The organism is Verrucomicrobiia bacterium (assembly GCA_035574275.1).
Taxonomy (GTDB): domain Bacteria; phylum Zixibacteria; class MSB-5A5; order DSPP01; family DSPP01; genus DSPP01.
Map to the genome: position 1 here is coordinate 1 of DATLYY010000023.1, position 25,865 is coordinate 25,865.

Genomic DNA, 25,865 nt, shown 5'->3' on the forward strand with positions numbered 1-25,865 from the left:
GACGGAAACCCAATCGGTAACTACTTCCGGCGGCCTTTTTGCCGTGCTTTTGGGTTCTTCCAATCCAATTCCGGATGCCGTGTTCCAGAGTTCGGAGCGCTGGCTCGGCATTGCGGTCTCTCCCGACCCGGAGATGCCCCGACAGCGGCTGGTTTCCGTCGGCTACGCCTACCGGGTCAACTCGGTGGACAGCGCCTTGGGTGGCAACCTGACAGGCGACGTGACCGTTTCCGGCAGCGTTGGCATCGGAACGGACAATCCGTTAGGGCTTTTACATCTCAAGGGGGGTAATCACAAACTGCTTTTGGAAAGTTCCGGTAATGCGGATGTCGTAATCGGCCGGGCGGACGCCACCCGTTATGGCAACTTCATTCTGGCGGACGGAGACCCGAGCATCGGCGCCAACAACCGCTGGGCGATAGGGCTGCGGAACGGAGACTCCAAACTGCACCTATACGACGAACTGAACAGTTCAAACGTGATGGTATTGCAGCCGGGCGGCAACGTGGGCATCGGAACTTCCTTTCCCGGTTCTCCCTTCGTGGTGCAGGGGACAAGCAACTGGGGGGTGGGGGAGGTGGTGGGGAACGGTGTCAATGTTGAAGCCAGCATCGGCTTCCGTTCCTCGAATTTAGCCAAAGGGGCACTCGGTAGCTGGGTTTTGGGGGTCAATAACAACGCTGGGGTGGCGAATGCGTTTTCGCTGTATGCGGCCAACGGGCTGGGAGCGGGGTCACAGGTCATCAGCGCGCTCCCATCGGGAAACGTCGGCATCGGGTCAACTGTTCCGGTGAACCGGCTGGACGTTGAAGGCGGGGCGGCCATCGGCGCATCCTATTCGGGAACCAATGTCGCTCCCGGCAACGGCCTTTTGGTACAAGGCAACGTGGGCATAGGTACGCCAGCGCCTGCTGCCCAACTCCAAGTGCATGACCCGACGAACTCCATTCTCGGCAGCCGGCTGATGTTGACCCAAACCGCTGGCGGTTCCACCATTTTCGATGGACTGGCCGTAATTGGCACACCGCCCAAAGGTTTTCTGTGGAACTATGAGAACGGGCCTCTTATTTTCGGAACCAATAATTTGGAACGGATGCGCATCGATTCGGTGGGGAGCGTTGGGTTCGGCATCGACACACCGACCCTTCGGGTGCATGCGGGTTCCGTAGGGTCGGAAGGAATACCCCCTTTCATCGCTGGAACCCAAATCGCCGCCCAGGCGACCAACCCGGACAATTGGACGCACATGGCGATTATTTCCGGAAGTTTCGGCCAGTCGCGCCTGAATTTTGGCGACGGTTTCAACGACGATCAAGGTTCAGTGGCCTACAACAACTCCAACGACGCGATGTTCTTTATAACCGCAGCCGCCGAACGGATGCGGATCACGAGTGTGGGCAACGTCGGCATTGGCACCACCAGCCCGCAGGGGGCGCTGGATGTAAACTCCACCACCGGAGCCTTCATCGTTCCCCGAATGACCACCGCCCAGCGGAACGCCCTGACGCCCGTGAATGGAATGATAATTTACAATACGGATGCGGTCGCAGGGGGGAGATTTGAATTCCGGGAAAACGGCGCCTGGGTGACGAAATAACTCGCTTTTTATTGAGAAGGTAGGCAGGGGCGCGATTCTCTGCGCCCCTGCTTTTTTCGTCGTTGACACTCCTTGGCGCTTCTCCTAATTTCTTCGCCCTATGAAAGCCGTCGGTTTTACACAAACCGGTTCGGTCTCCAACATCGAACTGCTGGAGCTTCCCGCGCCGGAAAAACTTCAAGAAGGGGAAGTCCGGCTGAAATTTTTATCCGGAAGCCTGAACCATCTCGACTTGTGGGTGATAAAAGGCCTCCCCCATCTTAAATATCAATTTCCCCACATTGCCGGCTCCGATTTTTGCGGAAAAGTAATCGAGAGCCGTTCAAAAAAATTCAAAGTCGGCGACCGGGTTTTGGTTTATCCCGGCGGCAATTCGGGAACGGACAATCGGGAACACCTGCCCGAAAATCTGCGTGACGACTTTTTGATTCGGGGGGAAAACTGCCACGGCGTTTTCCGGGAGGAGCTGGTTGAGCCGGAGAAATACCTAATCAAAACCCCCGTGCACCTTACGGATGAACAGGCCGGCGCCTTGCCGCTTGCCTTTCTGACCGCCTATCAGATGGTGGCGGAAAAGGGGTTTTCACCCGAACGGGATGAGCCGCAGAAAATCGAGCCGGTGCTGGTGCACGCCGCCGGCAGCGGCGTATCGCAGGCAATCCTCGAATTGTTGCTTTCGTTCGGCTTCAAACGGGTTGCCGCCACTTCACGTCAACCGGAAAAACTGAAAATTTGGGAAAAAAGAAGCGTTAAGGGTTTTATCTCCGGCCCCAATCTCGAATCGGACTTAAAAAACTGGGTCGGGCGGGAGCGCTTCGGGCTGATTTTTGACCACGTCGGCGAGGCGTACTTTGAAATGAACATCCGCCTGCTGCGAAAAGGCGGCAAATACATCACCTGCGGCGCGACTTCCGGCTTTAAAGCGCCGCTTGATTTGCGCCATCTATTCTTCCGCCAGCTGCAGCTTTTGGGCTCTACAATGGGAAGTTTGCCGGCGTTCCAAAGAATGGTGGACTGGGTGGCCGGAAAGAAAATCGTTCCCTTTGTTTCCCACACTTTTCCTTTCGACAATCCCAAACCGGCCTACGAGCTTATGGAATCCGGCCGCCAAAACGGCAAAATCGTTCTGAGGGCAAAGTGAAGGGATTCGCCCTCAAAACCGTTTTCCACGAAAACTTACTCCAGCTTTACCACCGTGTAGCTCACCTGCCCTTCGGGAGAGACAAAAGCGGAAAATTTGTATAGGTCAAATATTTTGCGCGTGCGGGCGAGGTACAGTTGGATGAAGAACTGCCCCTTTTGAAAATAGGCGAACGGGGCAGCGATCTCGCCCGCCCAAGCCGTCTCCAGCTTTCCACAGCGGGAATCCCGTTCCGCGGAAAGCTTCCCTCTCCTGAACGGAAGAAAGTTTTTATCCCTCCACAGGCTCCGGTAAATCCGCCGGAGGGGGGGCAATTCGGAAAGTTTTAAGCCGGCGGATTTCTCGCGATAGTGCAGAAACTGCCGGATTTCGACAATCGTGTCCAGAATCAGGGCCGGCTGATACCCCCGAATCTGCAAAACTTCCATGAAATATTCGAGCGCGACCGCTTCGGAATCCAATTTTATTCCCTGATCCAGAACCAATTCCCCCAAATCGTCTGCCGCTCCGCTTTGGTAAATCAGATACGCTTTCCCCTTCTCCCGGTCGATGGCCGCGACGTGCCCCGGCACAACTTTGTAATCCGGGGTGAAAAACCGGAAGAAGCGGATGTTCGGAAAAAAACCGTACTGTTCCTCCGCCCGCAGCTCGATGGGAGAAAAATGCAATAGCCAGCCGTGCTTGATACTGTCCCCTTCGAGGACGGCCTTTGCCACCAGCCGCAAATCGGCGCTGTCCACTTTTCCAATCAGGAAGGGAAGTGCTTTGACCGTGAGGGTATCCACGGTCACGCTCAAGGTCTCTGCTTTTTGCGCAAAAATCTCTCCTCTCGAAAGCAAGAGAAGGAAAACCGGAAGAATTGCAAATTTCCCCTTAGAACGGCCGCCCATTCTTCGCTATTCCAGCTTTGTAAGCTGAAACTCTCTCCCCCTTAAAACGCCATAGGTGAAATGGTGCATAAAATCCCCGATGTTCAAGATCGTCCTCCCTTCGACCGCCTTCAACTCCGGCCAATGGGAGTGGGCCAAAATCACGGCGTCGAATCCCTCGGCAAATTTTTGCCGGGCGAACGCTTCGTATTCCGGAAGCTGTTCCTTCCCCCGCTGTTCGCTCCAGCGGCGGGAAGAACCGGAAACCAGCCGCGCCAGGGGAAAGGCCCAATCGACCGGCAAAAGCCGGTACAGCCAGACGTTTACGGGATGCCGGAATAGGACTTTGATAATGCGGTACCCCCAATCGGAGCGGGCCTTGCCGTCCCCGTGGGTGACAAAAATTTTTTTCCCTTCGTGGTTCAAAACCACATCCCCTTTTTCGATTTTGACTCCGAGGTATTTGGCAAAAAAATCCCGGTGCCAAAAGTCGTGGTTGCCCGCCAGATAAACCACCGGCACGTTCATCAAGGTGAGGTTCTTCAGCGCAACCAGAAGCTCCAGCTCCGTTTTGGGGATGGCGTTTTTGTATTCGAACCAGAAGTCGAACAAATCCCCCACGATGTACAAGGCCTTTCCATTCTGCCGGACGAACTGCAGAAACCGGATGAATTTTTCCTTCTTCCGCTCCTCTTCGGAGGGCGTTCCGGCTCCCAGATGAAGGTCGGACACGAAGTAGATGGTGTCGCGCATGCCGTATAATAAATCCTTTTTCCCCCAACGCAAATTGAAAATCTAAAACGCCAGCAAGCCGATAAGACCGGCAAACAGGGTGACCAGAAAATTGACCCCGTCGTTGTCCAGAAACGAAAACCCGGAAGTCCGTTCCGCCACCCGACCGCAATGGATGGGAACCTCAATTACCGAGCGGCAAGCTGTACAGCGATATTTCGCTTGCAAAGTTGCGCCCAAAAGTGAATCAAAGAGCGTTCCCAAAAAACCGACAGCCGAAATCAAAAGGATTGCCTTACAGGAAAGAAAAAAGTCCCAACCCCTCGGCCCCACACCCACGAGGGCAACGAGGACGGAGCCGGCCAGACCGGCCAGCGTGCCGGTTAAACTGACGCCACCGGACACACCGGTTGGAACGGGGCGAAAATTCATAATGGAATAAGTCTTTTGCCCCCCACGAACACCAACTTCCCCGCTTGTCGTGTCCGCACAGGCCGCGGCAATGGAGGAAACGAACGCCAAATAGTACACCTCCTCGTGTCGAAGACCGTATCCCATGGCCAAAAGTGAAGGCCAAAACCCGTTTGCCAAGACCTGCCGCCAATCCCGCCGGGCCTTCTGCTCCGGGGCGAAAACCTCCGGCGGCAGGCGGGAAAGGGCCGAGCCCAGAACGAAGAAGAAAATCAGAACCGCCGCTCCGGGAAATCCCGCCCCCCAGAAAATCGCGGCCCCGACCAGCGTGGCTGCAAAAAAACCGGAAAGATCGAGCGCCCGGAAGAAAAATCCCGCTCCCGAGACCGAAAGGGCCAGAAAAAGGGAAAAAAGAATCCTCAAGCTACAAAAGCTGCCACCGGCGGCGCAAGTACCACTCCGTCCCCAAAAACAGAATCATCCCGAGCAGAAAAACCGGCTGATGGGCCAGCTCCCATTCCCGCTTTTCGGACAACTCCTCCCGCTGGGGGCTGAAATCCTGCAAAAAGTTCCCCGCCTCTTCCGGGCGGTAAAACCCCCCGCCGGAAACCTCCGCCATCTTTGCAAGCAGGGTCGGGTTGTACGAGACCGCCTGGTCTTCCAGCGAAAGCTCTTCTACGATAAATTTTGCTTTCGCCTCCCCCGCTCGTTTCCGGGATTGGAAAAATTCCGCTTGCGCCTCATAGGCCCCCGGTGCGATCACTCTTTTCCGCCCTGCGTAGCGCGCCGCCGCCTCTTCGTACAAAAGGAGCTCCTTTTCCCCTTTCAGCCGGACTTTCACGTCCAGCCCTTCAAACGGTTTTCTCCCTTCGTCAAAGGCAGTCGCGGAAAAGTTGATTTCCTCCCCCGATTGATACACCAGCTTGTCCGTGGAAAGATTGAAACGGTCCTTCTCTTCCGAACCCGCCAGCCATCCCACGCTCTGGTTCACAAACCAGCCAAAAGTCGTGTCTTCCGAGGAAGTGCCCAAAGGCAAAAAATACCACTTCCAGAGCGAAAAGGCCGACGCCGCCAACACTCTTCCGCGGCCAAAATTCTTCGCCGCCAAGGCCGGATACAGTCCCCCCTCTTCCGTGGCCGGAACGGTGGCCAAAACGGCGCCGGCTGTGGAAGGCAGGGCGGAAGCGATAACTCCCTCCAAGGGCGGCAGGTTCCTCCAAATTCGTCCCAACTCCGATGGGTTGGAAACGAGCCGTGTGGCCGGGTGCCCCTCCCCGTCCGCCGTCAAATTCAAATCCCCCACCGGCCCCATAGCCACCGGCGGGCGTTTTTTAAAATCGAAAGGCAAAAGCTCCGTCAAGGAGGAGCCCGGCGCTTCGCGCAAAAACTCCGGGCTTAGAAGAAAAAATATCCCCTTTCCCCTATCCCGGACGGCGGCCGCGAGGCGCGTCTCGACTCCCGAAAAAAGCCCCGGCCGAAAGTCGCTGAAGATTAAAACGTCGTAGCCGTCCAGATTGCGCGCGGAAAGCCCGGCGGCATTGTAAAGCGGCCGCCCGCCGGGGCCGTAGACGAGCCCTTCCACCTCCAGCCGCTGGTTTTCTTCCAAAACCTCCAAAAGGAAGCGATAGTTCCAACTCGGCTGTCCGGAAACCAAAAGAACCTTCAACTTCGCTTTCAGAACCCGCATCGAAAAAAAACGCCGGTTGTTTTTGGTCTGCTCCTCTTTGGCCAAAACCGGCAGCCCGGCGGAAAAAGTGAGGGTGCCGACCGAATCGGGAGCGAGCTCCACTTCAACGGTTTGCTCTCCGTCGCCGGAAAAATCGACAATTGGCGCGGCAATTTTTTTGTTCCCGCGCGAGACGACGAGCGGCAGTTTTGCTTTTCCAACTCCTTGCGCGGAAATTACGAACTCCACTTTAACCGGCGCGCCTTCAAACGCCACCGGTGGGTAGTTGATTCTCTCAATCCCCAAATCAAGCGCCCGTTCCTCCTCCCCCACTGCGACGGTGTAAACGGGAACCCCCAGCTTCTCCGCCGTTTTGACTGGGTCCGGCCCGGAATTGCTGCCGCCATCGCTGGCGACGACCACCCCCGCCAAGTGCGGGGTTTCCGAAACGTAGCGCAGAACCGAGCCGATGGCCGTGGCCGTCGGGCGGGCGGAGGAAAGCGAACGAAAATCCGCCAGCGTGTCGCCAAAATCCCACAGCCGGTATTCCCAATCCCCTTTTTGTGAGGTCAACTTCCCAACCGCCTCTTCCACCTGCCTCTCCCGATTCTGCTTGGCCATACTTCCGGAGCGGTCCACCAAAACCGCCACGACCGGTTTTTCCTTGCTGACCAGAAAGAGGGCCAGAATCGGCTCGGCCAAAACGAGGAACAAACAGACAAATCCGGCAAGGCGCAGCCCGAGCAGAAACCGTCTCTGCCTTTTTTCTAAGGGAGGCAGCGTGCGGGCGTAGTACCAGAAAAGAGAACCAAGGAAAAGCAAAGCCAAAACAAGGACCACCCAGCGGTCGGCGGAGGGAAAATCGACGCCCAGCGAACGCACCGCCGGCAGAAAGGAAAGCATGGCCATCTTAAATTTTACAGGCGGACGGCCGGAATGTTCTACTGCTCCCGCAGGGCGGCAAAGCGGGCCACTTCTTCCAATGACTTTTTGAATGCCGTGGCCGGTAGCCCGGACAGGAGCTCCAACGCCTCCTGCCCGTACTGCAGGGCTTTTTTCTGGGCGTACTCCACCCCGCCCGTTTCCAAAACGATTCCGGCCACTTTTTCCGCCGCTCCGTTTCCCGCCCCGTTTTTCAAAAGGGAGACGATTTCGTTTTTGCGCGGGGAGCCGCCGTTGTTCAGGGTGTAAATCAAGGGGAGCGTTACCTTCCCCTCCCGCAAATCGTTTCCCACCGTTTTGCCGGTGACCGCCTCCGTGCCGACGATGTCCAGCAAATCGTCCGAAATCTGAAAAGCCACCCCCACTTTCTCCCCGAATTCCCGGATTTTTTCCCGTTCCCCCTCCGGACGGCCGGCAAGGATCGCCCCCGCCTCGCAGGATACGGCAAAAAGGGAGGCGGTTTTATCCGCAATCAGTGAAAAATAATCCGCTTCGCCAATGTCAAAATTGTTGATGTGCTGGATTTCCACCAGCTGCCCCACGGACACCCGCTCCGTTGCGTTCGAGAACGCCTCCAGCAAATCGACGCTGTCCGCCTGCACCAAAAGCCGGAACGCCTTGGAGAAAAGATAATCTCCCATCAAAACGGAGACCAGATTGTTCCATTTGGAATTCACCGTCGGCTGGCCGCGGCGGGTGGAGGAAACGTCAATGACATCGTCATGCAAAAGCGTGGCGGTGTGGATGAGCTCGACGGCCAACGCCGCCAGCATCGCCCGGCCGGGGTCGGCCGCCATCTGGCCGGAGGAAAGAAAAACAAAGGCCGGCCGCAGCCGCTTCCCCCGGCGGGTTAAAATATGCTCGGTGACCTGATAAACGAAAGTGGAACGGGCCAAAAGACAGGTTTTGAGCTGCTTCTCAAAATCCTCCAACTGCGGCCCGATGGGCCGCAAAATCGCCTCCAGCCGGACGTCCATTTGGACAGCGAATATAAAAATCTATTCTCGAAAAGCCAACCGCAAAGGTTGGAAGAATTAGAAAAAAAGAAATCAATCGAAAACTACTTCAAAAACCGGTCGTAATTTTCCAGAGTCAGCCGCAGCTCCTTCGGCTGGGTGTCCAAGGTTTTGGCGATGAGGGAATGGCTTTTCAAAACCGCCTCCCGCTTATCCTTCAGCTTGGGGTCGTTTTGCAGAATGGTATTCAAAACGTAACAGCCGGCCGCTTGATGCATCACCCGGAAAAGCTCGAATTCCTGATAAAGTGTGTACGGCTTGCCGTCCACACCGGCGTACAAATCGTAATAGGAGCCGTCCAGTTTTCCATCGTTTTGCAGCTCGATTCGGTCGATGAAGGCCTTTTCCTCCGCGTCGTCGACGGCCCGGTAGGCGTTGTAGGCCACCTCCCGTTTTTTGTCCGGCGTTTCGCCGATTAAAAGCTTGGCCATGAAGAGCGAAAGCGGCAGGGACTGCAAAACGTCTTTCGACGTGAAATCCCGCTTCAAGAGCATGATGTTCGCCAGCCGCACCGGTTCCAGCGGATTGGTATAGACCCGGTCCTCGCCGAAAACCTTTTTGATGTCCAGCATCGCCCGGGTGTTGTCAAAGGCGTACAAACGAGCGACCAGTTGGGCCAAGCGTTCCGGATCGATAGAGCGGAAATATTTCTTCAGCTCTCCGTCTTCCAGATTCTGCAGCCGGTTGACGATGCCGGCGATGCAGCCCTTCTCCGCTTCCATAAAAGCGGGCGTCACTTCCGGACAATTCTCCAATTTTGACTGCAAAATCGGATAGGCGGTCTCGGCAAAACTTTCCACCAGATTGGAGCGGAGATAAAAAACCTTTTCCGAGGTATAGGCGTAGGCCTCAACCGGTTTGGAGAAATCAAACTCGGCCAGCTTCGCTTTGACCATCCCCCCCTTCAAATCCATCCCGGAAATTTCGGCCTCCGCTTTGGAGCGGTTCTCCTCCAGCCAGCGGTAGACCTGAAAGCCGACGGCCGCTTCCTTGCCGGAAGTTGTAATCCTCATCGGGCAAAACAAACTCCCATTTTTAAGCCGGTAGGCGTAGCGCACGTACACCCAGTCATCCGAGTGGAATCGGGAGCCGGGCGTCCCCATCAAGCCGTAAGACGAAGTCGATTTCCCCGTCCCGGTCGGGGCGATGTACAAAATTCCCTTTTTGTTCCGCTCCACGCAAGCCCCGTGAATGGAATGAATACCGAATTCTTCAGCCAAAACGCGGCCGACCGCCCCCAAAACCCAGCTTTTCAACTGTCCGTAGTAGGAGGTGTTAAAGAAAACGATGGTGTTGTTCTTCCGGCTGTAATACGCCGCCTCCTCTTCATTCGCCACGCCGCCAAAGGCGTAAACGAAAATCTTTGGCTCCGCGGGGGGCTTTTGTCCAGTCAGGTTTTGCCATTCAGAAACGGAGTACCAGTTGTCCAGCCAGTAATCGAAGAGGTGCTGCGAGTTGGTAATCGCCCGCACCCGGATGCCGTGAATAATGACGTCGTGCTGTAGGGGATTTTGCGGGTTGGCTCGATGAATGGCGGCGTTGGCCGAGGCCAAAAGTTTTTCCAACTTCCCCGGCGTTTTGTCCACCACCTTGTCGTGGATTTTGGTCCGCCCCTTGGTGCGGGTGATGGTGTTGAAAGCCCCGATGGGCGTCCCCGCCCACTCCACCGCTCCACTGGAAGGGGGCGGGTTAAAAGTATATTTGACTTCTTCTTTTGGCTTGACCGCCCCGCTGACTTTCACGCCAATCTCCGTCTGCAATTCCGGCATATCTCCTCCATGGTCACAATTCCGAAAAACAAAACATAAACTTACCCAATGAAGATTAAATTGGCAAGCCCGCTTCCGTTATTCCTGTCCCCCTGTGTTTAAAGGGGACGACCTGCAGTCCCGCCAAGCGGGACGAAGGTCAGGAGGTAATTTAATAATTAAAAACCTGATCCAGTTTCCCCTGTTTCCGGGCGATGTATTCGATTCCCCGGTTTATAATCACCGAAAGCAGAACCGAAAGCGCGGTCGTCAAGGCCAGAATCAAAAGAAGTTTCTCATCCGACCAGCCCGCAAAAACTTGGGAAACCGGCGCATCCATCATCCCCCGGCGCAATCCTTCCAGCCAGTAGGTGATGGGGAAGGCAAGCGCCACCGGCTCCAGCCAATTGGGCAAGACTTCGATCGGGAAAACCGCTCCGGAGACGAGATAGAAAATTCCCGCCGTCCCCTCGGTCATAAAAAAGCCGTGCCGCGCGGTCAAAAGCGTCAAAGAAGCAAGCGCAATCCCCAGGGCAATCGTGGCGATGATGCCAAGCGGAAAACTAAAAATCACAAGCGGCCAGTGCCCGAAAGTTAATTTGAGGTCGAAAATCCATATCCCCATAACAACCGTCACCAAAACCGCCAGCGTGGTGATAGCGAGCTTTGGAATGCAGCGCCCCAGCATATAGAAATAGGTGACGATGGGGGCCAGATAGATGTATTTTAGCATTTCATACCGCTCCCGGTCCTCGTGGATGACGATACCGACACCAGCCAGAACGTTGGCCGTGTACATAAAGAAGGCATTGCCCAAATAGATGTAGGCAAAGAGCGCCGTCGAGGTCTGTCCGCCGGCGACGACCTTGTACATCAAAACCAGAATCAGCGTGGAAAAAATCGGCCTTGTGATGGCGTAGGCGATGAAGGTGAACGGCTCGGCCCAGTTCGCCTCAATCTGCCATCCCAGCCATCCGGCCGTTTTTATCGTGCGCCAAAGTCCCATATTATTTTATCTCCGTTTTTCGTAGGGGCGAACGGCGTTCGCCCGTAGGGGCACGGCGCGCCGTGCCCCTACTGCCACCGCAGGGTCAGCCGTCCCTCTTTTTTCCCCAAATTCTCCATTTTTAGAAGTGCTTTATTCGCCAGCCAAAGGAAAAGAACGGACAAAACCGTTAGAATCAAAATCTCCCACCCAATCGGCAGAAAGGCGTGCGCCCGCCCGGCTTCAAAAAACAACTGCCGCATCGCGTCGATGCCCAAAGTCAACGGGATGAGTGAGGCCATCATTCCAAGGGAAAAACCGAACGATTTTATCGGGGAATAAAATCCCGAGAAAACGTAAATCGGCTCCTGCAATAAAGTCGAAATCTGCCAGGCGTCCCGCCCGAACATCAAAAAAACGGAGGACGCCAGCATCCCCAGTCCGTAGAGCGCCACCATGCAGAGCAGAAACACCAAAACCAAAAGCGGCCAGGAAGTGGGGATCATCGTCACGTCGAAAAGATAGATGCCGCCGACGAGAATCACCGCTGCGCGGGTGGTGGACATAAAAAGCCCTCCGAGCGCCATTCCCAAAAGAATCGACATCCGGGAAATCGGCGCAATGAGATACAATTCCAAATTCCCGGTTTCCTTTTCCCAGTAAAATTGCGAAGCCATCGACCAAAGCACGTTCAGCCAGTAGGCGGTCATAATCCCGCCTAAGATGACGAACCCGGTGAACTCTTTCGGCGCGCCGAGCGCCCGGTAAACGAAAACGTAGGTCGCCACGGCCAAAAGCGGCATCATGATTTCAAAAAGAATCCAAGACGGCTCCCTTTGCGCGCCAACGATGCGCACGTAGGCCCTGCCCCAAATCGCCCGCAGGTTGGTTTTAAGCTCCGTTTTCACCCAAACCTCTTCCAACCAACGCCACGAAGACGTCTTCCAGCGACGGCTCCCGCTTAGACAACGACCGAATCTTGGAGCCGGAGGACTCTACCAATTTGGTCACCTTGGAAATCCCCGCTTCGTCTTTCAAGATGATTTTCAAAACCGTTTTCTCCTCGGCGTGCTTGTGCTCAAAGGCAAAGTTCACCACCTCCGGAATTTGCGAAAATTTCTCCAGATGGTCGGTCAATAAATCGACGTCCAGTTGGTAGATGGCGTCCTGCTGCAATTTGCGCTTCAAGGCCGCCGGCGTGTCGCATTCCAAAACCTGTCCCCGGTCGATAATCGCCACCCGGTCGCAAAGCTCGTCCGCCTCCGCCATATAGTGCGTGGTCAAAAGCAGCGTCCGGTCGGTTTTTTCCTTCATCCATTCCTTGATGAATGCCCGCACCTCCCGCGCAATCTGCACGTCCAAGCCCAAAGTCGGCTCGTCCAGGAATAGAATTTTCGGGTCCGGCACAAACCCCCGGATGATGTTCATCTTCTGCCGCATCCCGGTGGAAAGTTTGCCGACTTTGGAACGGGCAAATTCGGTCAGTCCGAATTTTTTCAGCATAAAGTCAATCCGCTCCAAGGCGATTTTGGACGGCACGCCGTAGAACTGGGAAAACATCCACAGATTTTCCCGCACGTTCAAAATCCCGTAGCCGGAATGTTCCCCGCCGGAGACCATATTGATCCGCTTGCGCACCTCTTCCGGGTGGGCGGCCACGTCGATGCCGTCCACAAACGCCTTGCCGGAGGAGGGCAGAAGCAGGGTGGAGAGAATTTTGATAAGCGTGGTCTTCCCCGCGCCGTTCGGGCCCAAAAGGCCGAATAGTTCCCCCGGGCGGATTTGTATATCCACCCCGGCCAAAGCCACCGTTTCGGCTTCCTTTTTGGTCTTGAAGACCCGCTTTAGATTTTCTGTTTTAACCGCCAAGTTCATTTTCCCTTCTAAAAGTTTGAATCATACGCATTCCCCCTCTCCGTATCGGAGAGGGGGTTAGGGGGTGAGGTTCCCCCATAAAAACAAAAAAGCCGCATCCCCGACGTGGGGCGCGGCCCAAAAGTCGAGTTTTCCCGTCAGTTATTTTCCGTCAAAATTTTCACGTTGCAAAGATACACTTAAACGTGCCGCTGTCAAGCTGAACTCTATTCTTTTTTAAAAAGCCATAGTAAATTTTGTTTGAATAAGGCCGAAGTCATTTAATGAGGAACACTTATGAAGAGGCAAATAGTAGTACCGCTGTTCATCGGCTTCTTGTTGGGGATAATTGCCCCTATTCTCTTGTCAAAGTCGTACCATAAGCTACGTCCCTACGTTAGCGATGAATGGCTTAAGGCCAGATGTTATGAGTTTTCAACTCTTGGCCCAGAGCAAGTTAAATGGAAAAAAGTTGGAGAAAAGATGTGGTATTTCGAGAAAGAATATTTTGGAGCAAGATTTTTCCATTTGGATGACTCCTTATTTTTTCTCATCCTATCACCTGATGGTGATGGTGATGCAGCCTATTTATATACTTCTCAAAGAAAGGTGTTTGGAACGCCAGATGACGCTATGTCGCATGGTCTCTCTTGGTCACAAGTAAAACAAATTGATCCAAAAGATGAATGGTTTCTAAAAACAATTAGAGCAGCTTTCTCCAATGAGAAATTCTGGGTGGGAATAAACTAAAAGAATCCACAACCGATCTCGAGCATCCGCCTACTCCACCACCCCCGACAGCCAATGCATAATATTCAACGCCAACTGCTTGTTGTCATTTCCCGAATAGTTCATCCCCACCGGTTTGCCGTTTTTGGTTATTTGAGCGGATAACATTGCCGCTTCACCGAGAATAACCACTCTCCCCTTTCCAAATTGCATGGCCACTCCTTGTGCCCGCCCGGCGGCGGAGGCGGGATTTCCGTAGGTTACGATGGTCTTCGTGTCGCCGCCCGATTTTTCAATTTTGGCGGAGGGCGCAAAATCAAGCGCCCGGTCAGAAAGTTTCAAAAAAGCGGCAGCGCTGTCGGCCGCCAAAAGCGAAGTGCCTGTGAAAGTCATCACCCGGTTTATCCGCTCGGTAGTATCGCGGCCCAAAGTGATGGAATGCCCTGCCAAGGAGCCATCCATTTGTGAAAAGACGATTTGACTGACGTCGCCGGATTCTTTGTCGTACAGGGCAGAATCTTCCGTATATCCCTTGCTCATCTGGACGCCAAAACGGTCGGCCAAACTTTGCGCCGTGGAACCGAAGGGGTAATGGTCAACGATTAACAAAAGCGAACCCCCTTCGCGCACCCAATTTTCAACGGCCTTGCATTCCTCCGGGCTAAAGGCCGGATGGTCGGTATGCTCGTCTTCCGAAAGCGCGCCGACGATGATGAGGACAGAATACCCTTTCAGCGCCTCGCCAGAAAATTTCTCCTTCCCGGCAGTAACTTGATACCCGTCGTTGGCGAGCAGTTTAGCCAGCGGTTCATACCGGTCGGTTGATTTATGGACGTTGTTGTGCGCTTCGTCAAAAAGCACCTTTGGGCCGTTGGCGGTGTACGCCGGACGGGCCACCGATGCATCGAAATCGGAATCCGCTTTCTGTCCCCCGGAACAGGAAAGAAAAAGAAGCATTACGGCCGTCGTAAAAAATCCGCGCATATCCGGTATTACGTCCGATGGTTGCTATTGTTTCAATAAATCGGCGGGCAGTCATCCTAACCCCTTCTTCTCGTTGACCTTGCGGGCTGCTCCGTATTGCCTCCCCACTAATAATTGCCCTTTCCCCTGCCGATTAAATAGTATACGGCAAAAGGAGGCCCAATGAAAAATAAACGAAATCGAGGCGGCGCGGTGGCAATCCCCAAACCGACGACAACAATGCCCCATTTGATGGAGATTCAGGAACTTTTGAATTCATTGACCGCAAAACTGGAAGCGCTCCCCGGCGGACAGGGACGCTCCATTTGGATAAACGTCATCCACACCGTGCGGGATGACGTCAGGAAATTCGAACAAAAGCTTTTGTCAGACCTCCCCCCGATGTCCACCGTCGAGCGGGTGTGACCTTATCTGGGAGTCATATAATCAATAGCAATGGAAGAATTAGAGTTTCCACACGAATGTGACCATGAACGAGGGGATGCTCCTCCCCCCATATATTAGACAAGCAGGTTAAAAGGATATAATTGGGAGATATGAAAAAACACTATCGCATCGCTCCTGAGGTGAAGGAGCAGATATTGAAGTGCATCAAGGAAGAAGGGGTTTCGGTGTCGCAGGCCGCCAAAGAGCACGGCGTCGCGGAGGCCATGATTTACCGCTGGCTGGGAGAAATTGCTGGACAGACCTCCAGCGAATCTTTCAGTAGGTCACTTTATTATTCCCTCTTCGGATTAGCCTGCTTAGCAGTTTTTGGAGCTTTTGGTGTATTAGCTTCGTGGAATGGTAATGAACCGACTTGGCTCCAGGTAATAATTCTTTTTTTAGGTATTGGCGTAGGCACTGGATTGTTGGGGGCTTTATATATTGGTGTAGTAGGGCTATTTCAGAGACACTCTGAGCGGCGCAAATCTGCATAAGTTGTCGTTGCATCCGACATTGTCCACACGCAAACGCCCGTTTTTTAGGGAAAACTTAGTTTTGGGGTAAATCAAAAGCCGCCGAGCGGGTTTGAACCGCTGACCTGCTGATTACGAATCAGCTGCTCTACCAGCTGAGCTACGGCGGCGTTGAATCGAAAAATACGCCGCCTCAAAAATTTAGCAAGTGAAGAAAACGGAGGTCGGAAGATCTCTCCTGCGTATTGATTTTATCGTCTCCAGCGAAAATGATGCAGCACCGGCCACAGAAATAGACAATCATCCTCCGACGGCCGGCCGGTAAAACCGCGCCACTCCCGGAAATGGTGGATGGCAAAAGGCACGCCGTCCTCGTTCGTTTTGTCCGAGACGATGCCGATATGGTTCGGCTTGCCGTTCCCCATAATGTCCCACACTACAATGTCGCCGGGGCGGTAGAGAAGGGCGGCATCTTTTTTTGAGTCAATCGGCAGCACTTCCGCATTTCGCCGGAAAAAGATGACCAGATTGCGCGTCCGCCGGTGGTCGATATTGGAATCGAGAGCGGAAATGCCGTATGCCTCCGGCGCTCTTTTGATATCCTCAAAAACCAATTTTTGCAGGTCAATGGTATTGCCGGACGCATGACGAAAAGCGCGGATGATCACGTCCACGCAGGCCCCCCGCTGCCAGCCGGGGTCCCCCAGCGGGTATTTGATCTGCACGTAGCGGTTGTCATATACCGGCGCGCGGGTAATCGATACCCGCGCCCCCTCCAGCAGCTTTTTCCCGAAATTCTTTTCCTCCGCCGAAACCGGAACCGCGGAAAAAGCTAAAACGGCCAGTATGGCAAATCGCTTGCGTGCAAAGGCGGGCAGGTTTCTCATCCAATTAATTATACAAGGGGAATCAAAAGGGACTGAATTGAAAAGCGGATGCGGATGAATTCGTTGAAACTTATATCTCCCGGGCTTTCAGCCGGGATTTGAGCCCCTGGTAGAAATCATCCCAATAATCGGGGGGATGTTCGAAGAGAAGGGCCTCCCGGACGGTGGCGTCCACCGCCCGCAGCTCTTCGTATGTCTGGCGGCAGTCGCTACATCGGGCCAAATGCCTTTCCACCGCCCCCTCCGGCCTTCCGGCCGGGTCGTGGCGGGCCAGTTCCTCCACCACCTTGCGGCAATCCATTACGCCTCCTTCGTTACGCCTTTTTCTTCTTCCCCCCGGCCGCCCGCAACCGCCGGGCCAGCTCGCTGCGCAGCTTGATGCGCGCGCGGTGCAGATACCAGCGGACGGTGACCTGGGGCATGTTCATAATCGTGGCGACTTCGGTGATGTCCAGTCCTTCCATGTCCCGCAAAACAAAAATCGAGCGCTGCTTGGGGCTCAAAACCTCCAGGGCCTTCTTTATTCTTTCGGACGCATCCTTGCGGAAGTACACCGCCTCGGGCGAAAGCCCCACGCCGATGGGGGTTCCCTCCGCCTCTTCCAGATCCTCGTGCCTGTGCTTTTTATAGCGCCGCCAGTAGTCGATGGCCGCGTTCACCGTGATCCGGAAAAGCCAGGTGGAAAACTTCTTTTTCGGGTCGAAGCTTTTGAGGTTGTAAAACGTCTTTACGAAAACGATTTGCGAAATGTCCTTGGCGTCCTCATAATCCCCGACCATCTTGAAGGCCAGACCGGCGACCTGCGTTTTGTACCGCTCCACCAGCTCCTTGAAGGCGGCCTCGTCCTTTTGCTTCACCCGGGCAATCAGCGCCAAAACCTGCGGGTCTTCGGCAAACTCCCCAGCGCTTTTGGCAAATCGCCCGTTCGGCTCTTCTCCCTCCTTCCTCGGTTCAAGCCCGTCGTCTTTAAGCATACGCAGAAATCTTCCGGCTGTTAGGGACTTTCATGCAGGGTCAGAACGGAGCAGGCCTTTCCCTCAGCCACACAGCAGGCGCACTCGAACTGGAAGGTGACGTGGTGGACGTTGAACTTTTCCGCCAACGTTTTATTGAGCAAATCCAGCACTTTCTGCGCCTCGTGGGTGTTTTCGGTTTCCAGAACAACGTGGGCGGATAAAGCGGGCAGATTGGTGGAAATATTCCAGACGTGCAAATCATGCAAATCCAAAACGCCGGGAACGGAGCGGATGGCGGACTCGATTTCGGAAACGGATAATCCTTTCGGCACCCCTTCCAAGAGAATATTCCCCGCCTCCCGCAGGACGCGGACCGCCCCCGCCAGAATCAAAAGCGCAATGAAAACCGAAACGGCCGGGTCGAACCAGAGGGCACCCCAGATTTGAATGACGATGGCGCTTATAACGACGCCGACCGAGCCGAGCAAATCCCCCAAAACGTGCAGCCAGGCGGCCTTTAAATTCAAACTCTCATGCCGGTGGCTTTGCAAAAGCCGGGCCATATAGAGGTTGCCTAAGAGGCCGACGGCGGCGAAGCCCAAAAGCGGAACGGCCTTGATGGCCTGCGGATTTTGGAACCGATCCCATGCCTCCCACAAAATCAACCCGCAGATGACCAGAAGCGAAACGGCGTTGACCATCGCCGCCAGCTCCTCTGCCCGGCGGTAGCCGTAGGTTTTGGTCTCGGTCGTCGCGAGTGTGGCCAGATAGGCGGCGTACCACGCGAGGAGCAAAGCCAGCAAATCCGCCAAAAGATGGCCGGAGTCGGAAAGCAAGGCCAAACTGCCGGTGTAGAGCCCGCCTGCCACTTCGAGCACGAACAGGCCCAAAACCACAAAAACCGCTTTTTTTAAGCGCAAAAGCGCGCCCGTCTCGGAACGCTTCATCTAAACCTGCCCGAAGTATAACCCCAAAAAGAAAAAAAGCAAAACGAAATGGGAAATGCATTCGTAGGGGCGATTCACGAATCGCCCACCCCTTCCCATGTCGGGAAGGGGATATAGAGGTTAGGTCACCCCCCTTTGAAGTTCAAGAATATTGTAAAGCTGTAGGGCTTTTGAGTTCTATTGCCAATCTCTAAATATGGAGGTGTAGTGAAGGGTTAAGAAGGATATATCTAAGGCCTTCTGATCATCCAGTCGCATCAAGATATTTCCATAGAAACCAAGATGCAACAGAACGGTAGGGGCGCCATCCTTCCGCCACTTTTGATAATAAGTTCTTGTTCCGTTTTCCTTGCCCATAAAGAAGGCGGGCGGCTCTTTGCAATCCGGCATCAGAAAGTGCAAGTACATCTGGTCTTTTAAGCCCAAAGATTAGGAACATTTCTGCTGTCCATCGACCAATTCCGCGTAATTCCATTAAAGAAGCAATGACAGTTTCATCATCAAGCGTAGCAAAATTTTTAAACAATAAGCGTCGCTTTGAAACATGTTCTGCTAATTGTATGATATATTCTGCTTTTGCATTTGAAAGACCGGCGGAGCGTAACTTTTTAGTCGGCATCTTGAGAAAACTATCGGGTTGAAATGGCCTGGCGACAATCGAGGCAATACGGTCTTCAATCGTATCTGCCGCTTTCGAGGAAAGCTGCTGGCTAATTATTGAAGTAACTAATGTGTGGAAAGGTCTTACTTTCCGAGTAGCAAGAGGGCAGGGGCCATGCTCTGAGATTAAACCTGCCATTACATTATCCATTTGGGCTAAATAAGTTTCTGCCCGTTGCATCTCCTCGACGTTCAAAATAACTTGCCCTCTCAGTTCTCGAACAAGCTAAACCTGCTCTTTTCGAGCATCGAGTACTGGACCTCGCGATTCATGTACATATTTTGCAATTGGTACATTACTTTGGAGATTTTCTACTAAATATTCATAATCCGATGAAAAAAGAGTTGTTTCTAATTCCGCAATCCTTTTCTTTGCAACATTTATGGCGTGTTCTGATTTATCGATTCCTATCCAATATCGTCCCAATTCCTGTGCGGCAACGAGAGTAGTTCCTGAACCACAAAAACAATCAAGAACTAAATCGCCTTCATTCGACGATGCCTCAATAATAAATTTCAGTAAGTCCAGGTTTTTTTCAGTTGGATAATTTGGATATTGGGGGTCTTTGAATTCCCAAATATCTTGCATTCGCTTTCCTTCTTTTTCATCTAGAAAGATTTTTTTTCGTGGTACCCCTGTTGCTGACCACTCAATTAGCCCTTGTTTGTCCCATTCTTCGAGAATTGCAGGATCTGTGCGCCAATGTCGTCCTTTTGGGGGTTTCATGTCGCGCCATTTTTTACTCGTGTTACCTTTTGCCGTTTCACCTGGCGCATGTAATGGAATTGTTGTATATCGTCGCCCCTCCTTATCAACTTTCTTGAACAGTCGTTCTCTATCTTCCTCGGTAAATGGTACTCGTGGTTCATTCCACGTGGCTTTTTCTGATTTTGCATAAAACAAGATTAAATCCTTCATATTACCAAATGCTTTACGAGAAAAGTTCTTTGGATTGCATTTGATGCGGGTTATATCGTTTCGGAAATTGTTCCGACCAAACACTTCGTCCATAACAAGTTTCACATAGTGGCCAATCTTATAGTCAATATGTAGATAAATGGATCCATCCTTCGACAGCATTTCCCGTAAGAAAATCAATCGTTCACGTAAAAATTCTAAAAACTCTGCTCCCACCAATGTATCACTGTATGCTACGGAATCATCATTACTGCTGCTTATTGTGCTTGCTCGGTCACTACCAATTCTGAATTCTCCATTTGTTGCAAAAGGAGGGTCGATATATACTAAGTTGACCTTACCAGCATACTCAGCAAGCAATTTTTTAAGAGCAGGTAGATTATCTCCAAGAATAAGCTTGTTTTTAGCTCCTTTTCCGGAAATTGATTGTAATTCCAATACCGGGGTGTTTTCGAGGATATCTTTCTCGTTTTTTTTGTTTTCGTAAGTTAAAAGCATTGCTCTTAAACCTGATAAAGAAATTCACGCAATACAAGTGCACTCATAATATTGTTATCCTTTAATTTCCCCGTAATAGCTTTGTACAATTTGTTATTGCTCTTTATATACAGAACTCCGTCAAGAATTGCAACAGGAATTGCTTTTACTCCAGCGGCCATCATCGTTGTAATTGCATCATTAAATTGCGCGTTTTGGTGCCCACCAAAATCTGTTAAAAATTTTGCCTCCCCTATGACATATTTGCCATTGAATCTACCAATAAAATCTAACCCTTTATCATGTTTATAACCAAGAAATTTCCTTGCGAAAGCCATCATTTCGGCATCACTTGCATCCAAAACAGCATTACTTCTTGCTTTTAAAAACTCTTCGAGCCGCAGTGGATCAACGCCGAGTGATTTACGCTTTAGCCAACGCTTAAAAAGTGGTCCAATTTGACGATTTGTCTCTTTGGGTTCAGATGAGCGAGAAAAGATTTCATCGAGTCCCATTTCATACAAACGACCACAAAGACGATCAACCGTTGCAGGATTGCGCTTAATTGCTCCGCTATCGCGTTTCAAATACGCGACATACGAATCCTTAATAGGAAATAACTCAAGCTTTAAAAGGTTTTCAAGGAGCGTAATATTGTCTCGTTTTTCAAATGCTTTTTCTACATTCTTCCAGAGTTGGTCGTCAATATCCCGGATTCCCTCTGGAATTGTGGGGTACACTTGAAACAAATCGTCCAAGTAGCTTCTTTGGTTCGCATAATCAATGCTTAAACTCATCCAATGATTCATACCTGTGGAACAATGTTAGCTTTTTAACGCTCAAAAATCAACCCCGCGCAAATTTCCTCCTTTTCCCCTCCCTTTTTCAAATCCGCCCCAGCTTCGCTGCGTTTTCCCTTCCGCTTTTGCCGCTTTGGAACCCTTTGAAAAATCCCCGGCGCAAGTTCAACCTTTGCAAGCCCTTCTTGACGATGAGCGAAAAATAATTCGCTGCTTTTTATAATCCGCTCCCAGCCATTGCGTTCAAGGATGTGTACTAAATTGCACTTTCACCTAAAATCGCAACAACTTTCCAGCCGTTTTTGTTTTTCGATTTTCAAAAAAAACCCTCAATTTCCCCTCTTTTAGCCAGGCATTTTTGAAAACGGCAAAACAAAAAAGCGGGCGAAAAGCCCGCTTTTTTGAACAAAGCTTGGAAGTTTTTACTGCTCGGACAAAACGAAGCGCTTGGGGTTCAAGGGGCGGCCCCACTGGCGCACTTCGTAATGCAGGTGCGGGCCGGTGGAATAACCGGTGGAGCCGACTTTGCCCAACAGCGTGCCGGGGTTGACCGCCTGTCCGCGCTTGCAGGTGATGGTTGACAAATGGCCGTAGTAAGATTCGTAACCCTTCTTGTGGCGCAAAATCACAAGCTTTCCGAAGCCGCTTTCCCAGCCGGCGAAAATCACCCAGCCGGCGGACGGGGCGCGGACGGGGGTGCCCCACGGCGCGGCGATGTCCATACCACGATGATGGCGAATTCCGCCCGAAATGGGGTCTTCTTTCAGGCCGAAGCCGCGCGAAATCCGGCCGTTGACCGGAATGGAGCGGGGGACGTATTCGAGGTAGCCCAATTTCAACGCGTATTCCTTGTCCAAGCGCTCCAGCAAATTCTTTTGCAAAACGGCCTGCTTTTCGATTTCCGCCAGCCGCTCCTCAAAGGTGGAGGCGTTGGTGAACTGGGTCGGGTCGAAATTGGGGGGCGGGACGGGGCCGATCATCGGGCGTTCGCGGACGATGCCGAGGAGTTGACGGAGCTTTTTTTCCTGCTCGGCGACGGAGCTCATTTGCTCCTTCAAATCCGCTACGATTTTGGTCGGGTCGTAGGGGATGGAGGCGTAGAGGCCGGATTCGTTCGCTTCCACCTTGGCCTCGAAGGAGTTGCGCATGAATTTGACCGAGAAGAGGAGGTCGGAAAAGACGAAAAAGAGGAAAATGCCCGCCACCCCCAAAAGCCAGCGGCGGGGGAAGGCCAGCCGGAAGGTGCGGCCGGAGGGCTCCAAACGAAGAGTGACGAATATTTTCTTGTCCATACGCTTCCCAAAAAAGGGAAGGTAGGATATGAAATCCCCCCAAGCCCTGTCAAGCTCTTTTATCCAATTTGCCCGCATCATTTTGTCCTCCAAACAGTTGCCCCTGCTTCAAAGTCCGATTGGGTATGCTTGTTATACCCGTTGTGCGCCTTATTTAATGACCAGGTACTCCCGGCGCAGGATTTTGTTTATTACCTTTATGAACTTCTCCGAGCTAAGGTTCTGCAAGCTGTAGAGGTGCCAGGCGGACTTTTCGGGAACCCGATAGCGGGGTTTCTTTCGCTTTGCCATCTTTGCCTCTCCTTTGCGCGGGACGGTTTTAAAGGAGAGGTCGCCATTTGAAGATGGCTGGGTCACGCCCGATCGCCCTCTACCTTTATTATCGGCCACATTGGGCCGGTTTATAACCAAATGCCCCATTTTTACAACCCCTTTAAAATGCAAGAGTTATGCCTTTTGACTCGTGGCACAAGCTTTAACCCTAAGGCGTTGCGTAAAAAATTGTTACACGGGAATGTATGGGGGAAATCCCTTATTTTGGGCACTTGGTTATGGGCAGATATCTACAACATATTGGTAAAAAACGGGTGAAGAAATTTGCGGAAACCACCCCCTCCAGCCAGTAGCCTCGTCCCCCTTACCAAGGGGGACGAGGCGCAAGGCGCCGGAGGGGGTTACTACCGACCCGGTGCGAAAAAGCTAAAAAAGCTGATGGAAGATTTTAGGTAAACTTTTTTCTTCGAATTCTTAGGTGGGGAAAAATTAAGCGTTATAATTCAACAGTATATCAAAATTGTCTCTATATTGCTCAAAGCGGGGGCGAGGTCGAACTTTGCCTGTCTTCTTATTACAATTTGTGAAATTGATTTGGTACTTGCCCTTGTTACGCCCGGTCTTTCCTTGATTGCCTTCTTTAGTTAGCACGAGAGAAGGCATAACCCAATATGACTTAGCTTGCTCAGAATAGAAAACAAAAAAATAATTCTTACGAGGTTTCCTAACTTCAATCGCAGCGAATGCACCAGCATTCCAACACTTTGCCTCTGCTGAGCGAGCCTTGATTTGTAAGTCCAAATAGACCGGCTCTCCTTTTGTTTCGTGCCTAATTACACAGTCGATTTGTTGGTCATCAACCAGTGTAAGATAAACATCAAATCCGCGCTTCAACAATTCCGCAATAGCTATGAATTCTTGTCTTTTACCAAATGATACAGTATCTCGATATGCCAAACTCTTTCTCCGTTCAAGGTTGAAAAATTCTAACTTTGTTTTAGTATTTTGGCAATTAAAACTATGAGATAAACAAGAACAAGCCCCCCCAAGTGCATTAAGATAGAATTAAGTTCAGGTTTCAGGTCCCCAAAACAGAATATCAAAACTACATACAAAAATGGAAGCACCACACTTGGTTTCAGCAGCGACATTAATTCGTCTTTTCTGCTCCAGAGAAAGTCAAACGGGGTTCTCCCTACTGTTTCGGTTTCTCCAAAGGCTTCGTCTGCTTCCGTCCAAGCTTCTGTTGTAGGATTGCCGGTTGAAGTTTTAACGATATTACTTCGTGGCCGTCTTAATTCAATGGTTTCATCTGGAAGTGGCTCTTCCGAGCTTGAGGTTGTTCCCAAAATAGATGCTTTCGGGGCATATGAAAACTTTTTACTTGTGGGTAGCCGAACTTTTCTTTTCTTTTTTTTGAACATTCGTTATTCAAAAATTGTTTTTGAAAGGGTTTCCATTTTGCCCCACGATTGTTCGGCAAACGACTTGAGTAAGGAACAAAGCGCATCGGTTTCCGCATTTCCAATGTTTTCCTTGAAAAAATCAATTTCAAAAAAATATCCTGCGTTCAAGGGTAGCTCAATGTTGGGAAAATAATTTGCCGCTTGACTGGAATTCATTGGGCCACTGTTTGTATTAAACTTGCCATCAGTGCTCTCAAGGTTTAATGCTACTCCTACATCAGCGATATTGCCGCCGTAAGCCGCTATTGTCTCACTTTCGGTATTGATAAGTTTCTGTTTAAACTTTCTAAACAAAGCCTCAAAGCTATCAGGATACATCTTGTAAAATACCGACCTTACACCTAACCGTGTAACGGCTGGGAGTTTGAAATCTTCGATTAACTGAATAGTGCGCAGAAATTTTGCAGCGCGGTCTTGGAATAAATTTGTCGAGTTAGGGTGTTCAATAACGTATCCACAATTTTTGTAACTCAAAAACGCTAATTCATTGTTCTCTAGGTTAGTCAGATCTATTCTGTTCTGGTCGATTTTCCATTGAGGCAATTCCATCTCCTGGGATAAATATTCCGTCCATGCACCTCTATAGTCCAAAATTTTAGTTGACGGCTTAAATCTTATTTCGAGTATATGTCTCGAAACGACGTTGAGGGGCTTACCGGGCATATTTCTCCTTTCTGAAACTTCAAACTCTTCTCTTCATGTTTACGGGCAAACGCTATAAGCGCATTCTTACTGGAATTGCCTTTTGGATTGGTCATCCCGCCCAAATTATCTTTCGCATTTCCAAAAATCAACCTCCCGGGGGTGGTTTACAGATTCACCCCAACTTCGGAGTGAATTTCGCAGGGTGGGCCTATAGTAGAGGGACGTGGCAAGGGCTAACCCCCAATCCACCCTCCCTTATTTGTGCTTCGCGGGATTAGCCCCAAAGAGGTCTTCGGCGTGCACGCCGAGGCCTCCCGGGGCGCAAAGGCGTAGCATGATACCCCCCGGCCGAGTGCCGGGGGCAAGAAACACACCACGCAAGCGCCCTTTGACGAAAGGACGCGAAAAGCCAAAAAGCCCCTCCCCCATCAGGGCGGGGGAGTGTGGCAGTTCCACCCGGCCCCTGAGGCCAAGCCATTCCATCGGCTTGCCACCATAAGACGCGCCCAAAAGGCCCGTCGGCAAAAGCCGCCGCCCGTTCCGGGCTTGGGGCGGACGGCCAACCGTGCATCCTACTTCTCCCCTCCTTACGAAGGAGGGGATTAAGGGGAGGTTGCACTAAGCCGGAATGTAGCACAAGGGCAGCGGCCTCTTTGAAGGCAGCCAACCCAATAGAACTGAAGGGAAGGTGGCGCCTCCCCTTCACATGCCGCCCAATCCCGCGAACCCAAAGCCCTAAGACCCAAGGGCAGCCAAAAGGGTCACAAAGCCCCAAACCCGCCAAAAGCGGGTTGAGGGGAAAAAGGAAAGGCAAAAGGGGCGGAGCGTACGCTCCGCCCCTCCCTTCCCTTAAATAATCGTCTTTAAAATGGAGGTGACGAGCGGACGAATCACTAATCTCTGATCTCTAATCTCCGTCTTTCTTGTCCCCTCTCCTTTTAGGAGAGGGTCAGGGAGAGGTTGCCTTTTC

At 52.0% G+C, this 25,865-nt stretch carries 27 protein-coding genes and 1 tRNA gene; 5 read left to right on the plus strand and 23 right to left on the minus strand.

The features are described 5' to 3' along the window. Together VNL73_04355 and VNL73_04360 are read left to right on the plus strand one after the other, a co-directional pair. The coding region (locus VNL73_04355; protein HXF48644.1) for a hypothetical protein at nt 1-1,597 on the plus strand (1,597 nt) is incomplete at its 5' end. A 100-nt stretch (nt 1,598-1,697) separates the two neighbouring features. Continuing rightward, nucleotides 1,698-2,738, plus strand: coding sequence for a zinc-binding dehydrogenase (locus VNL73_04360; protein HXF48645.1), 1,041 nt, complete (start codon nt 1,698-1,700; stop codon nt 2,736-2,738). A 35-nt stretch (nt 2,739-2,773) separates the two neighbouring features. Here VNL73_04360 and VNL73_04365 read toward each other — a convergent pair whose 3' ends face one another. The 9 genes from VNL73_04365 to VNL73_04405 all read right to left on the minus strand — a co-directional run bounded on the left by VNL73_04365 (nt 2,774) and on the right by VNL73_04405 (nt 12,982). Further along, nucleotides 2,774-3,628, minus strand: coding sequence for a hypothetical protein (locus VNL73_04365; GenBank protein HXF48646.1), 855 nt, complete (start codon nt 3,626-3,628; stop codon nt 2,774-2,776). A 6-nt stretch (nt 3,629-3,634) separates the two neighbouring features. After that, nucleotides 3,635-4,360, minus strand: a complete 726-nt coding sequence (locus VNL73_04370) for a UDP-2,3-diacylglucosamine diphosphatase (GenBank protein ID HXF48647.1) — start codon at nt 4,358-4,360, stop codon at nt 3,635-3,637. A 42-nt stretch (nt 4,361-4,402) separates the two neighbouring features. Beyond that, nucleotides 4,403-5,173 (minus strand): DUF92 domain-containing protein, encoded by a 771-nt coding sequence (locus VNL73_04375; protein ID HXF48648.1) that lies wholly within the window; start codon nt 5,171-5,173, stop codon nt 4,403-4,405. Nucleotide 5,174: 1 nt separating this feature from the next. Continuing rightward, the gene (locus VNL73_04380) at nt 5,175-7,325 is read right to left on the minus strand and encodes a vWA domain-containing protein (protein ID HXF48649.1); all 2,151 of its coding nucleotides are present in this window, start codon (nt 7,323-7,325) and stop codon (nt 5,175-5,177) included. Between the two features lie 32 nt (nt 7,326-7,357). Continuing rightward, on the minus strand, nt 7,358-8,335 hold the full coding sequence (locus tag VNL73_04385) for a polyprenyl synthetase family protein (GenBank protein ID HXF48650.1): 978 nt from the start codon (nt 8,333-8,335) through the stop codon (nt 7,358-7,360). A gap of 83 nt (nt 8,336-8,418) precedes the next feature. Next, nucleotides 8,419-10,143: a hypothetical protein gene (locus VNL73_04390; GenBank protein ID HXF48651.1), complete on the minus strand. Its 1,725-nt coding sequence runs from the start codon at nt 10,141-10,143 to the stop codon at nt 8,419-8,421. 151 nt (nt 10,144-10,294) lie between these two features. After that, complete coding sequence (locus VNL73_04395; GenBank protein ID HXF48652.1) at nt 10,295-11,128, minus strand: ABC transporter permease; 834 nt, start codon at nt 11,126-11,128, stop codon at nt 10,295-10,297. A gap of 68 nt (nt 11,129-11,196) precedes the next feature. After that, complete coding sequence (locus tag VNL73_04400; GenBank protein ID HXF48653.1) at nt 11,197-12,015, minus strand: ABC transporter permease; 819 nt, start codon at nt 12,013-12,015, stop codon at nt 11,197-11,199. Further along, the gene (locus VNL73_04405; GenBank protein ID HXF48654.1) at nt 11,999-12,982 is read right to left on the minus strand and encodes an ABC transporter ATP-binding protein; all 984 of its coding nucleotides are present in this window, start codon (nt 12,980-12,982) and stop codon (nt 11,999-12,001) included. The genes VNL73_04400 and VNL73_04405 overlap by 17 nt, the downstream gene beginning before the upstream one ends. 276 nt (nt 12,983-13,258) lie before the next feature. Between VNL73_04405 and VNL73_04410 the strand changes: the two genes are divergently transcribed. Next, a complete protein-coding gene (locus tag VNL73_04410) occupies nt 13,259-13,711 on the plus strand; it encodes a hypothetical protein (protein HXF48655.1) in 453 nt (150 codons plus the stop codon). 30 nt (nt 13,712-13,741) lie between these two features. On the opposite strand, the gene VNL73_04415 is transcribed toward VNL73_04410, so the two are convergent. Next, nucleotides 13,742-14,674: a hypothetical protein gene (locus tag VNL73_04415; protein HXF48656.1), complete on the minus strand. Its 933-nt coding sequence runs from the start codon at nt 14,672-14,674 to the stop codon at nt 13,742-13,744. A gap of 162 nt (nt 14,675-14,836) precedes the next feature. On the opposite strand from VNL73_04415, the gene VNL73_04420 reads away from it, so the two are divergent. Beyond that, nucleotides 14,837-15,079, plus strand: a complete 243-nt coding sequence (locus VNL73_04420; protein HXF48657.1) for a hypothetical protein — start codon at nt 14,837-14,839, stop codon at nt 15,077-15,079. 131 nt (nt 15,080-15,210) lie between these two features. After that, on the plus strand, nt 15,211-15,594 hold the full coding sequence (locus VNL73_04425; protein HXF48658.1) for a transposase: 384 nt from the start codon (nt 15,211-15,213) through the stop codon (nt 15,592-15,594). 76 nt (nt 15,595-15,670) lie between these two features. Here the strand turns inward: VNL73_04425 and VNL73_04430 are convergent. The 13 genes from VNL73_04430 to VNL73_04490 form a co-directional block, all read right to left on the minus strand. Next, nucleotides 15,671-15,743, minus strand: a tRNA-Thr gene (locus VNL73_04430). A gap of 81 nt (nt 15,744-15,824) precedes the next feature. Then, a complete protein-coding gene (locus VNL73_04435) occupies nt 15,825-16,460 on the minus strand; it encodes a DUF1287 domain-containing protein (protein HXF48659.1) in 636 nt (211 codons plus the stop codon). A 70-nt stretch (nt 16,461-16,530) separates the two neighbouring features. Further along, nucleotides 16,531-16,761, minus strand: a complete 231-nt coding sequence (locus tag VNL73_04440; GenBank protein ID HXF48660.1) for a hypothetical protein — start codon at nt 16,759-16,761, stop codon at nt 16,531-16,533. A 13-nt stretch (nt 16,762-16,774) separates the two neighbouring features. Beyond that, nucleotides 16,775-17,434 carry a sigma-70 family RNA polymerase sigma factor gene (locus tag VNL73_04445; protein ID HXF48661.1) on the minus strand — a complete coding sequence of 220 codons (660 nt, stop codon included), beginning with the start codon at nt 17,432-17,434 and terminating at the stop codon, nt 16,775-16,777. A gap of 20 nt (nt 17,435-17,454) precedes the next feature. Further along, nucleotides 17,455-18,363, minus strand: a complete 909-nt coding sequence (locus VNL73_04450; protein HXF48662.1) for a cation diffusion facilitator family transporter — start codon at nt 18,361-18,363, stop codon at nt 17,455-17,457. A gap of 244 nt (nt 18,364-18,607) precedes the next feature. Continuing rightward, nucleotides 18,608-19,204 (minus strand): DNA-3-methyladenine glycosylase 2 family protein, encoded by a 597-nt coding sequence (locus tag VNL73_04455; protein ID HXF48663.1) that lies wholly within the window; start codon nt 19,202-19,204, stop codon nt 18,608-18,610. 45 nt (nt 19,205-19,249) lie between these two features. Then, a complete protein-coding gene (locus VNL73_04460; GenBank protein HXF48664.1) occupies nt 19,250-20,440 on the minus strand; it encodes a site-specific DNA-methyltransferase in 1,191 nt (396 codons plus the stop codon). Nucleotides 20,441-20,445: 5 nt separating this feature from the next. Further along, on the minus strand, nt 20,446-21,228 hold the full coding sequence (locus VNL73_04465; protein HXF48665.1) for a restriction endonuclease: 783 nt from the start codon (nt 21,226-21,228) through the stop codon (nt 20,446-20,448). Between the two features lie 413 nt (nt 21,229-21,641). Continuing rightward, complete coding sequence (locus VNL73_04470; GenBank protein ID HXF48666.1) at nt 21,642-22,511, minus strand: M23 family metallopeptidase; 870 nt, start codon at nt 22,509-22,511, stop codon at nt 21,642-21,644. A gap of 150 nt (nt 22,512-22,661) precedes the next feature. Beyond that, nucleotides 22,662-22,802, minus strand: coding sequence for a hypothetical protein (locus VNL73_04475; GenBank protein ID HXF48667.1), 141 nt, complete (start codon nt 22,800-22,802; stop codon nt 22,662-22,664). 471 nt (nt 22,803-23,273) lie between these two features. Continuing rightward, nucleotides 23,274-23,741 (minus strand): hypothetical protein, encoded by a 468-nt coding sequence (locus VNL73_04480; protein ID HXF48668.1) that lies wholly within the window; start codon nt 23,739-23,741, stop codon nt 23,274-23,276. 29 nt (nt 23,742-23,770) lie between these two features. Then, a complete protein-coding gene (locus VNL73_04485; GenBank protein ID HXF48669.1) occupies nt 23,771-24,208 on the minus strand; it encodes a hypothetical protein in 438 nt (145 codons plus the stop codon). A gap of 3 nt (nt 24,209-24,211) precedes the next feature. After that, nucleotides 24,212-24,913: a hypothetical protein gene (locus VNL73_04490; protein HXF48670.1), complete on the minus strand. Its 702-nt coding sequence runs from the start codon at nt 24,911-24,913 to the stop codon at nt 24,212-24,214. Nucleotides 24,914-25,865 lie beyond the last annotated feature (952 nt).

What these genes read in the sequence shown, in the direction of transcription:
- VNL73_04360 (HXF48645.1), top strand. Translation starts at nt 1,698, where the DNA reads ATGAAAGCCGTCGGTTTTACACAAACCGGTTCGGTCTCCAACATCGAA.
- VNL73_04365 (HXF48646.1), bottom strand. Translation starts at nt 3,628, where the DNA reads ATGGGCGGCCGTTCTAAGGGGAAATTTGCAATTCTTCCGGTTTTCCTT.
- VNL73_04370 (HXF48647.1), bottom strand. Translation starts at nt 4,360, where the DNA reads ATGCGCGACACCATCTACTTCGTGTCCGACCTTCATCTGGGAGCCGGA.
- VNL73_04380 (HXF48649.1), bottom strand. Translation starts at nt 7,325, where the DNA reads ATGGCCATGCTTTCCTTTCTGCCGGCGGTGCGTTCGCTGGGCGTCGAT.
- VNL73_04385 (HXF48650.1), bottom strand. Translation starts at nt 8,335, where the DNA reads ATGGACGTCCGGCTGGAGGCGATTTTGCGGCCCATCGGGCCGCAGTTG.
- VNL73_04390 (HXF48651.1), bottom strand. Translation starts at nt 10,143, where the DNA reads ATGCCGGAATTGCAGACGGAGATTGGCGTGAAAGTCAGCGGGGCGGTC.
- VNL73_04395 (HXF48652.1), bottom strand. Translation starts at nt 11,128, where the DNA reads ATGGGACTTTGGCGCACGATAAAAACGGCCGGATGGCTGGGATGGCAG.
- VNL73_04405 (HXF48654.1), bottom strand. Translation starts at nt 12,982, where the DNA reads ATGAACTTGGCGGTTAAAACAGAAAATCTAAAGCGGGTCTTCAAGACC.
- VNL73_04410 (HXF48655.1), top strand. Translation starts at nt 13,259, where the DNA reads ATGAAGAGGCAAATAGTAGTACCGCTGTTCATCGGCTTCTTGTTGGGG.
- VNL73_04415 (HXF48656.1), bottom strand. Translation starts at nt 14,674, where the DNA reads ATGCGCGGATTTTTTACGACGGCCGTAATGCTTCTTTTTCTTTCCTGT.
- VNL73_04420 (HXF48657.1), top strand. Translation starts at nt 14,837, where the DNA reads ATGAAAAATAAACGAAATCGAGGCGGCGCGGTGGCAATCCCCAAACCG.
- VNL73_04425 (HXF48658.1), top strand. Translation starts at nt 15,211, where the DNA reads ATGAAAAAACACTATCGCATCGCTCCTGAGGTGAAGGAGCAGATATTG.
- VNL73_04435 (HXF48659.1), bottom strand. Translation starts at nt 16,460, where the DNA reads ATGAGAAACCTGCCCGCCTTTGCACGCAAGCGATTTGCCATACTGGCC.
- VNL73_04440 (HXF48660.1), bottom strand. Translation starts at nt 16,761, where the DNA reads ATGGATTGCCGCAAGGTGGTGGAGGAACTGGCCCGCCACGACCCGGCC.
- VNL73_04445 (HXF48661.1), bottom strand. Translation starts at nt 17,434, where the DNA reads ATGCTTAAAGACGACGGGCTTGAACCGAGGAAGGAGGGAGAAGAGCCG.
- VNL73_04450 (HXF48662.1), bottom strand. Translation starts at nt 18,363, where the DNA reads ATGAAGCGTTCCGAGACGGGCGCGCTTTTGCGCTTAAAAAAAGCGGTT.
- VNL73_04455 (HXF48663.1), bottom strand. Translation starts at nt 19,204, where the DNA reads ATGCAACGGGCAGAAACTTATTTAGCCCAAATGGATAATGTAATGGCA.
- VNL73_04460 (HXF48664.1), bottom strand. Translation starts at nt 20,440, where the DNA reads ATGCTTTTAACTTACGAAAACAAAAAAAACGAGAAAGATATCCTCGAA.
- VNL73_04465 (HXF48665.1), bottom strand. Translation starts at nt 21,228, where the DNA reads ATGAATCATTGGATGAGTTTAAGCATTGATTATGCGAACCAAAGAAGC.
- VNL73_04470 (HXF48666.1), bottom strand. Translation starts at nt 22,511, where the DNA reads ATGGACAAGAAAATATTCGTCACTCTTCGTTTGGAGCCCTCCGGCCGC.
- VNL73_04475 (HXF48667.1), bottom strand. Translation starts at nt 22,802, where the DNA reads ATGGCAAAGCGAAAGAAACCCCGCTATCGGGTTCCCGAAAAGTCCGCC.
- VNL73_04485 (HXF48669.1), bottom strand. Translation starts at nt 24,208, where the DNA reads ATGTTCAAAAAAAAGAAAAGAAAAGTTCGGCTACCCACAAGTAAAAAG.
- VNL73_04490 (HXF48670.1), bottom strand. Translation starts at nt 24,913, where the DNA reads ATGCCCGGTAAGCCCCTCAACGTCGTTTCGAGACATATACTCGAAATA.